Raw genomic sequence first — 7,399 nt, 5'->3', positions numbered from 1 at the left:
CACAGAAATTGCATGAAAAATTTTAGGCTGATTTCTCACAAAGTCAACACCCTAGATACCAGCCCCCCAAAAAATCATTCCAGTAAACAGGCTCTTGTTGCAAAATCCGACGATAAGTAGGATAGGGATTGGCAAAGACTTCTGGGGCAGTTAGATTATATCGGTCTTTTTCTGGATTAGTTAATGATGTCATTTGTCCCAAGAACACTTACTTTCAAGGCACTTGCTCATTCAGCTTACTATGAACCTATTCCACGAATAAAGTATAAAGATTACAGGAAACCATTACCCAACAGAGGCATCAACCGCCCCAGTAGGGGAGATCCATAAAAATAAATCTCCAGCCAAATTACAAACGAATAATCGACTACGCCCACGATCCACCCACGAAGGCTAGGGATTTATTTCGGGTTTGTGCCAGAACCAGAGAAGGATAACCCCCAAAGAACAGCCAGCATTTCAAATGCTGACCAATCCCCCAAATCTTCGCCATGCTCCAATGCTTGCTCCCAGAGCGTGAACTCTCTACGATTTTTGAGATAGCCAAAGCGCTGTTTGAGTCGATTTCACTGGAGAATCGCAGTATTAGGTTGCTGGGCATTTCCTTGTCTAACCTTGATAACGCCAAACAAAACCAAGTAATTCAATTGCCGCTATTTCAGAATGGGAACATCATATTTTAGCGTAGGTGTAGTCTGTTCAGACGCTGACAACTCGGTTATGGAGAGAGAGCGAATCAACTCCCGAATCACATCAGTTGCAGGTCTACCTGTGTTTGCACAATATTTTTCAAGTTTTTCGTTTTCAGCAGATGCAAGATTTATTGTGATTCGTTTGGCAGCCCATTTTTTGTTCATGACTTGCTATATTAACCAAATTTAATGAATTATCTAGACTTTAAATGCCTTGTGCAATACTTAACAAATATATAGATGTTAACCACAGCATACTTGCCGTAAAACTATTTTTAGCACATCCCTCTCCAGAGTATTTACTTGTAACCCAAAACTTCACTGATAAATCATTTATATGAACTTTAGAACATTTGAAAGGAGCTTGGATTTTTTGTAAATATTGTTAAGCAAAGCGCAATCAAAGTGAGCCAAGCAAGAGGCGTATAATCAGCAAGTATTGCCAATTGAATTTACTAAACCTTGTCTTCATACAATTGCATCTAATATTCATTTGCTCTTTACCCAAAGGTGAAATTGACTAACTACTCTGGATGTAGACTTTCATTCAAGCACTATATTTAACTCTATAATTTAACGAAACCTTACCTTAATGCCTCTAGAAAACTTTCTAGGAGCATTAAGGTTTAATAGTTTTGGTTCTTCAGTATCTGTTATGCCAAATTATTAGTTAGATATCAAAACTAGGCTCGAAAATAAAACTCAAAAGCCCGAATCAGTTCTAAACCCATAAATAACTAGTAAATAATGTTTATTTCTCTTATCTAGTAAGGGTTGTATGGCTTTTTTGAAGGTAATTTAGCAGAATATATTAATTTTTATTAAGTCAGAGCTTAACTTACCCGCAGAAATCATCAACCCTCAACTCGCGCCACACATCAGACACCTGCCACCCGGAGTTACCCACAGAGCGGAGGGGGCGATAGTATTCAGAAATGTATTCAGATTCGGAAACGTAGTCTTCAATGTACACAGATGGATTTGGTTCAATCACTGTTTCAGGAATATTTTGGCTCTCAAGAATCTCAATGGATTCAGTGGGTGATGGGGTTACTTCTGTTTTCTTGCGAACTGGGTTAGAGGTTTTTTTGATGAGTCGTTTCATATCTATAGGAATCATTTGGCTTTCCACAAAGAAGGGATATCCCAGAATACAGGAAGTTATCAGCGAATCAGAGGCATTTTGCCAAAAAGCTGTATGGGTGTGGATTGCTTTTTAGGGACGTGAGCAGAGTGTGATGCCTAATAGCCCGCTAATGAAGTGGTCTTATTATTAAATGAGAGCGCAAGATTAAAATAAAGGTAATGCGGTTTATTAAATATGGATACTCGTATCCCAAAATGTATTCGTCCAGTATTAAATGATTATTTGTTGTTATTACAAATCGAACTTCCGGGTCTGATAGAAGGCTTTTATATTCATGGTTCTATTGCACTTAATGCCTTTAACCCATACTTGAGTGACATTGATTTTATTACTATTCTTATACGACGGGCTACAACATCCGAGGTAAAAAAACTGAAAGCAGTCCATAAAAAACTAGAACTGAGCTATCCACAGTGGAAACTAGAAGGAAGTTATTTGCTTGTTGAAGATGTCGGGCGAGAGCAACAAGAAATTGCTCCTTATCCCTACTATCATGACAGCGCTCTGCACTCTGCTGGATATCATGACATAAACCAAGCCACTTGGTGGGTGTTGAAACATCGAGGCATTTGTCTGATTGGACTTCCACCAGAAAACCTTGCATTTACGGTTGATTGGAATCTGCTGCAAAGAAAGATGAAGGAAAATCTGAACAGCTATTGGGTGAGTTGGACACGAGCGCCAAGTAAAGTAGCATATTTATTAACAGATAGTGGTATTGAGTGGGCTGTGCTTGGTGTTCTGCGTCTGTTTTACGTGTTGAGAGAGCATGAAATCCTCTCCAAAACCGAGGCTGGTCGATATGCTTTGGTGCATCTTCCACCAAAGTGGCATCAACTTATTCAAGAGGCAATTAACCTCCGTGAAATTCGGCATGGTTCCTCTTATCGCAGCAAAGTGAGCCGTGCTGTTGAAGCAGTACACTTCTTACGCTATGTAATTAATGTATGTAACGAAATACGCATCTGACTTACTTACCGAAGGGATGGTGTTGATGCTGGCACTTAACTCTTGATGACAGCAGTTTCAAGATTTCTGGTTACTTTTGCATAAAACACAAAACTCTAGCTGAAGAATATTACATACCAAACGAATTATGTATAAACCAAGGGACAACGCTTTAAAAGTTCCCTATTTTATTTCCCTTTTCAAGTGCTGCCCTGAGCAAGGAGTTCAGGGCAGTTTTTCTCATACAAGTGGCCTGAGGGGTAAACCGAAAGCAGGCTGTTTCTGGCGAGACTATAAAACCGTTCGTCTGCAAGGGATTTACTATGGTGCGTTTTTTGATGATAACCAATCATTAATTGATTACGTTAATAGCCAATATGCCCAGCATCCAGCGTGTCAGTATTAATCGTCTTTTTGCAGCCCTGGCTTTGGAGTACAAAGTTGTCTAGGTAGTTGTTGAATAACACGCATAAAAGGAGATGGATCATTCAACCCTTGTGACAAAATTAGGGAACCTTGAATAGCAATCACTGCATCTTCCCCTCGATATTTGGCGAGTTCTTCATCCATACCACCTTCGATTAAAACATTAGCAATCGCATTAATCCAGATACAGAATAAAGCATTAACTCTAGTGTGAAAGATATCACGGGCTGAACCCATTAATAAAATGGCAGACATACAGGGTTGGTGTCCTCCTTCATAAAGTTCGCTCAGGCGAACGCACATCCTCTGTAATCGTGTTAGCGCATCACCTTGGGAGGTAAGTGCTGTCAAGATGTTTTGGGCTAACCACTGTTGAAGAAAATCTAGCACTGTCTCAACCATTTCATCCTTACCGCCAGGAAAGTGATGATAAAGGCTGGCTTTCCCAAGCCCAGTAGCTTCAGAAATTTTAGATAGAGTTGCGCCATCATACCCGAATTGGCGAAACAGCCGTATGAGATGTGGAATATATGTTTCTTTGGGCATTGTAAGAGTTGAGAAAAATAGATATTGACATTATACCGTTCGTTCGGTACAGTAATTGTGTACTGAACGAACGGTATAAAAATGAGACAAGAAGTGCCACTTAATTTCTGTGATTAAACTTGTTCGTTCTTACCTCATCTGAAGGATTAATCTATGATTCAGCTTTACGGTTATGAACTCTCTGGCAACAGCTATAAAGTAAAACTAATGTTGTCGCTATTAGGCTTAGATTACGAATGGGTAAAAGTTGATTTGCCTAGAGGAGCGCACAAACAGCCAGAATTTTTAGCACTCAATTCTTTTGGTCAAGTGCCAGTTTTGGTTGATGGAAATACTATATTGGCAGATGCTCAAGCAATTCTAGTTTATTTAGCTCGACAGTATGGCACAGAAGGGTGGTTGCCTCTGGAGCCAGAGCCGATGAGTCGTGTAATTCGCTGGTTATCTACAACTGCGGGAGAAGTTCGGCTTGGCCCTGAATCGGCACGTTTATATCACCTGTTCAAAGCTACTGACATCAATCTAGAACGAGTAAATCAAAAATCAGAGTTTATCCTCACACAACTTAATAATCATCTAGCAGAAGGTGAATGGCTAGAGTTGGGACATCCTACGATTGCCGATGTTGCTGTATTTCCATACATCGCCCTCGCTCCCGATGGTAAGATTTCTCTCGAACCCTATGCTCATGTTCAAGCCTGGATTGAACGGCTCAAGCATCTCCCCGGTTTTATTGGAATGATTGGTATTGAAGAACCTGCTAGAGTTTAGGAGCGCACTATGCCACGCAAATTTGGAGAAATTGCTTTTACTCCTGAAGTTGAAGCCGCCCAGTCACAACGGGGATCGCGGCAAACCTATGAACGCTACATTGCGAACGGCCCTGCCAATGATTCAATTACACTAGAAATTGCCGAATTTATTGCTCATTTGGATGGGTTCTATTTGGGAACAGTCAGTTCCAATGGCTATCCCTATATCCAGTTTCGTGGAGGAGCGCTCGGTTTCCTGAAAGTGTTGAATGAGAAAACCCTGGGATTCGCCGATTTTTCTGGGAATGTGCAGTACATTACCGTAGGCAACCTTGAAGGAGAAGCAAAAGCATTTCTGTTCCTGATGGATTACCGCCAACGCAGACGTATCAAAGTTTGGGGTAAGGCAGAATATGTTGAAGGGGATAGTGCTTTAATTGAGCGACTTCGCATCCCTGGCTATCCAGCAAAAGTTGAGCGAGCTATTCTATTTCATGTCGAAGCTTTGAGTGAGAATTGTTCTCAACACATTCCTGTCCGCTATTCTGCTACCGAGGTTGAAGCTATGATGGCTCCCCTTGTGGCTCGAATTGAAGAGTTAGAACAGAAATTGGATGAATTTACTCCGCACACATTGAGCGATCGCAACAGCGTCTAATTGAGACCAGCTTGACATCCTCTCACTGATGAAGCTGCTATAAGAGAAAAAACTACTGATAAGGTAGCGCTTATTGGGTCATTTGAGCGATACGAAGGCTCCCCGCGTTTCGTCCCTATGACCCATTGTTGGCATACGGATAGTCCAAGACCGCGAATATCCTTTGATGCTTGGATTGATGAAGGAGTACAGCTTTAGCTATTGCCTACATAGCTATAACTTTGTGCCGACATGAATAATTGGCTTGCAAAACTGGGAGGCACAGAATAGCCGATAATTGACCCAGCCGTAGCAGTCTCTTTTGGGAACTCATACCAAGACGGAAACCCTTGCAAGATTGCAGCCCCCTCAATAGACAAAGACTTGACTGTACCATCAGGCAACCAGATATCAGCGAACTTACTACGGTTGCAGCCCTTGCGATCGGTGAAATGCGATCGCAGTATCGTGTTGCAAGGTAAATGTCCAGGTTTATATTTGGACTGTGTACGCCCCCCCACTCTTTCTATTAGCAGTGGTGTTGGCGCATTCCCGGCTAAAAATTTCTCTAAAGCTTGTTGCTGTTTAGGTAACAAATGTGAATCAGGCATCGTAGGGATGAGATGGGCGATCGCCTCATACCAACCTATTGGTTTTCTGTGAGCGGGTATTGCAATGTGAAAACCCTTGCTTGCAACCAGAACTAACCGCCGCCGCGCCTGGGGTAGCCCAAAGTCAGCCATGTTGACCACACTGTAATCGACCGAGTATCCCTCTGATTCCAGAACTTGCAGAATGATACTAAAACTCTTACTGTTCTGATAGCGCGGCACATTCTCCAGCGTAAACACCCGTGGTTGTAACTGTCGGATGGCTTCTACAACTGCGATCGCAGCCGTCAGATCATCAGCCGTTTCAATGCCTTTTCCCGCCTTAGCTGTGTGAGCTTGGCTGAAGTTGGCGCACACCGGGGAGGCATGGAGATAGTCGGGGCGGCGGGGAAAACCTAGAAATCCTGACTGCGCTACTTCTTGAACTGTTAGCTGGACGACTCTACACCCATATTCCCTGAAATTGCGGTGATGGGTTTTGGCGATCGCTTTACTCAGTTCTGGTTTACTTGGGTCAAACTCTACTGCGATGACTGGGCGAATACCAGCTTGCACCATCCCCGCTTCTATCCCGCCGCCACCCGCGAAAAGTACTACAGCGATCGGTGCATCATCTGGCAGGACTGGTTTTATTTTTGTGTTATCAAAATTTTTGCAGACATCTAATTTTGGTGATGTTTTTTTGGATTTCGCTCTTTTGATAAAAGCGATAATATCTTCCTTAGTTGCCCCCTGCTGTTGCAGTGTCCGAATCATTGGGACAGCACCAGGGGGAATTGAGCCGATACTTCGTCCTTTCCATAATCCATCAACTCGTTCTTCCCAGTTAAAACCCCATCGCCACTGAATCGGGTTGTCTGGGTCACGTTGTCCTATAACTCGTGGGTAAAAAACTATTGAGCCATCAAGTAGCTTTTTCTTTTCGAGATACGGATAGAGGCATCCTTGGCTATGAAGTTGTATGCTTTTAAGGTCGTCCTCTAAGAATTTTTCGGGTATTGCAGATAACTCAGCTATTACTGATTTAGTCATGCAGCCACCTCCATGACCAAATCATCCGGCACTTCAAAAATTCCCAACCGCCCAATGTAAGGAATTGGTGTGATCTTACGTGGATTCTCCAGCTTCCAGTGGTATTGCCCAGGTATTCCCCAACCAGACGCAACTTGCGAAAACTTGCAGTCTACTATTGTGACAATGCCGATGACTTGACCGCGACGGAGACTTTTTAGCTCTGGTATAAACACGCCCATGCTTTGAAAGAAGATAGAGGCGATTTCATATTCCTTCTTGGTACACTTTTTTGCTGCATGGATGAGAATATCACCCCGGTAATTGATAGGCCAGCCACGATTTTCTATATCCTTGGTGGAGTAAATGATTCCCCATGCCCAAGGCTGACGGACAGATATCGCTTTCATGTACCACCCTTTAAAAATTCAGCAATTGAACATAAGCATCCAACGCTGCAAGTGCTGGATGTGGATGTATTTGCGACTTCATCTGTGAGATTTCTGTTCTAATCCGTATAGCACAATTTTAATCTTGAGCAATTATTTATTACTTCAGGTGTTGTATCCTTAATAAAAGGATGGACATATTTTTATATCTTATGCTTCTATGAATAGATATCAGAATTA

Annotated in this window: 10 protein-coding genes and 1 pseudogene; 5 read left to right on the top strand and 6 right to left on the bottom strand. The window is 42.3% G+C overall.

Annotated features, from left to right (window positions below; all coding sequences use genetic code 11):
* Positions 1-43: 43 nt before the first annotated feature.
* Complete coding sequence (locus HWQ37_RS27560) at positions 44-193, bottom strand: hypothetical protein (protein WP_292753608.1); 150 nt, start codon at positions 191-193, stop codon at positions 44-46.
* A gap of 298 nt (positions 194-491) precedes the next feature.
* Between HWQ37_RS27560 and HWQ37_RS27555 the strand changes: the two genes are divergently transcribed.
* Positions 492-683, top strand: a complete 192-nt coding sequence (locus HWQ37_RS27555) for a DinB/UmuC family translesion DNA polymerase (protein WP_292753607.1) — start codon at positions 492-494, stop codon at positions 681-683.
* Here the strand turns inward: HWQ37_RS27555 and HWQ37_RS27550 are convergent.
* Positions 654-857 carry a ribbon-helix-helix domain-containing protein gene (locus HWQ37_RS27550; protein ID WP_292753606.1) on the bottom strand — a complete coding sequence of 68 codons (204 nt, stop codon included), beginning with the start codon at positions 855-857 and terminating at the stop codon, positions 654-656. The two genes, HWQ37_RS27555 and HWQ37_RS27550, sit on opposite strands and share 30 nt — an antisense overlap.
* Positions 858-1,530: 673 nt before the next feature.
* On the bottom strand, positions 1,531-1,812 hold the full coding sequence (locus HWQ37_RS27545; RefSeq protein ID WP_292753605.1) for a hypothetical protein: 282 nt from the start codon (positions 1,810-1,812) through the stop codon (positions 1,531-1,533).
* 201 nt (positions 1,813-2,013) lie between these two features.
* On the opposite strand from HWQ37_RS27545, the gene HWQ37_RS27540 reads away from it, so the two are divergent.
* Positions 2,014-2,808 carry an aminoglycoside adenylyltransferase domain-containing protein gene (locus HWQ37_RS27540; RefSeq protein ID WP_292753604.1) on the top strand — a complete coding sequence of 265 codons (795 nt, stop codon included), beginning with the start codon at positions 2,014-2,016 and terminating at the stop codon, positions 2,806-2,808.
* A 232-nt stretch (positions 2,809-3,040) separates the two neighbouring features.
* A pseudogene (locus HWQ37_RS27535) lies at positions 3,041-3,178 on the top strand (ISKra4 family transposase); the annotation flags it as partial.
* An 11-nt stretch (positions 3,179-3,189) separates the two neighbouring features.
* Here HWQ37_RS27535 and HWQ37_RS27530 read toward each other — a convergent pair.
* Positions 3,190-3,759, bottom strand: a complete 570-nt coding sequence (locus HWQ37_RS27530; RefSeq protein ID WP_292753603.1) for a TetR/AcrR family transcriptional regulator — start codon at positions 3,757-3,759, stop codon at positions 3,190-3,192.
* A gap of 153 nt (positions 3,760-3,912) precedes the next feature.
* Between HWQ37_RS27530 and HWQ37_RS27525 the strand changes: the two genes are divergently transcribed.
* Positions 3,913-4,530, top strand: a complete 618-nt coding sequence (locus HWQ37_RS27525) for a glutathione S-transferase family protein (RefSeq protein ID WP_292753602.1) — start codon at positions 3,913-3,915, stop codon at positions 4,528-4,530.
* 9 nt (positions 4,531-4,539) lie between these two features.
* On the top strand, positions 4,540-5,169 hold the full coding sequence (locus HWQ37_RS27520) for a pyridoxamine 5'-phosphate oxidase family protein (protein ID WP_292753601.1): 630 nt from the start codon (positions 4,540-4,542) through the stop codon (positions 5,167-5,169).
* A 194-nt stretch (positions 5,170-5,363) separates the two neighbouring features.
* Here the strand turns inward: HWQ37_RS27520 and HWQ37_RS27515 are convergent, their stop codons facing one another.
* Together HWQ37_RS27515 and HWQ37_RS27510 are read right to left on the bottom strand one after the other, a co-directional pair.
* Positions 5,364-6,791: a DNA cytosine methyltransferase gene (locus HWQ37_RS27515; RefSeq protein ID WP_292753600.1), complete on the bottom strand. Its 1,428-nt coding sequence runs from the start codon at positions 6,789-6,791 to the stop codon at positions 5,364-5,366.
* On the bottom strand, positions 6,788-7,180 hold the full coding sequence (locus tag HWQ37_RS27510; protein ID WP_292753599.1) for an ASCH domain-containing protein: 393 nt from the start codon (positions 7,178-7,180) through the stop codon (positions 6,788-6,790). The genes HWQ37_RS27515 and HWQ37_RS27510 overlap by 4 nt, the downstream gene beginning before the upstream one ends.
* Positions 7,181-7,399: the final 219 nt, after the last annotated feature.

Origin of the sequence: Nostoc sp. NMS4 (genome assembly GCF_017115095.1) — a bacterium.
Classification (GTDB): domain Bacteria; phylum Cyanobacteriota; class Cyanobacteriia; order Cyanobacteriales; family Nostocaceae; genus Nostoc.
This window is presented reverse-complemented; position numbering and strand designations above follow the sequence as displayed.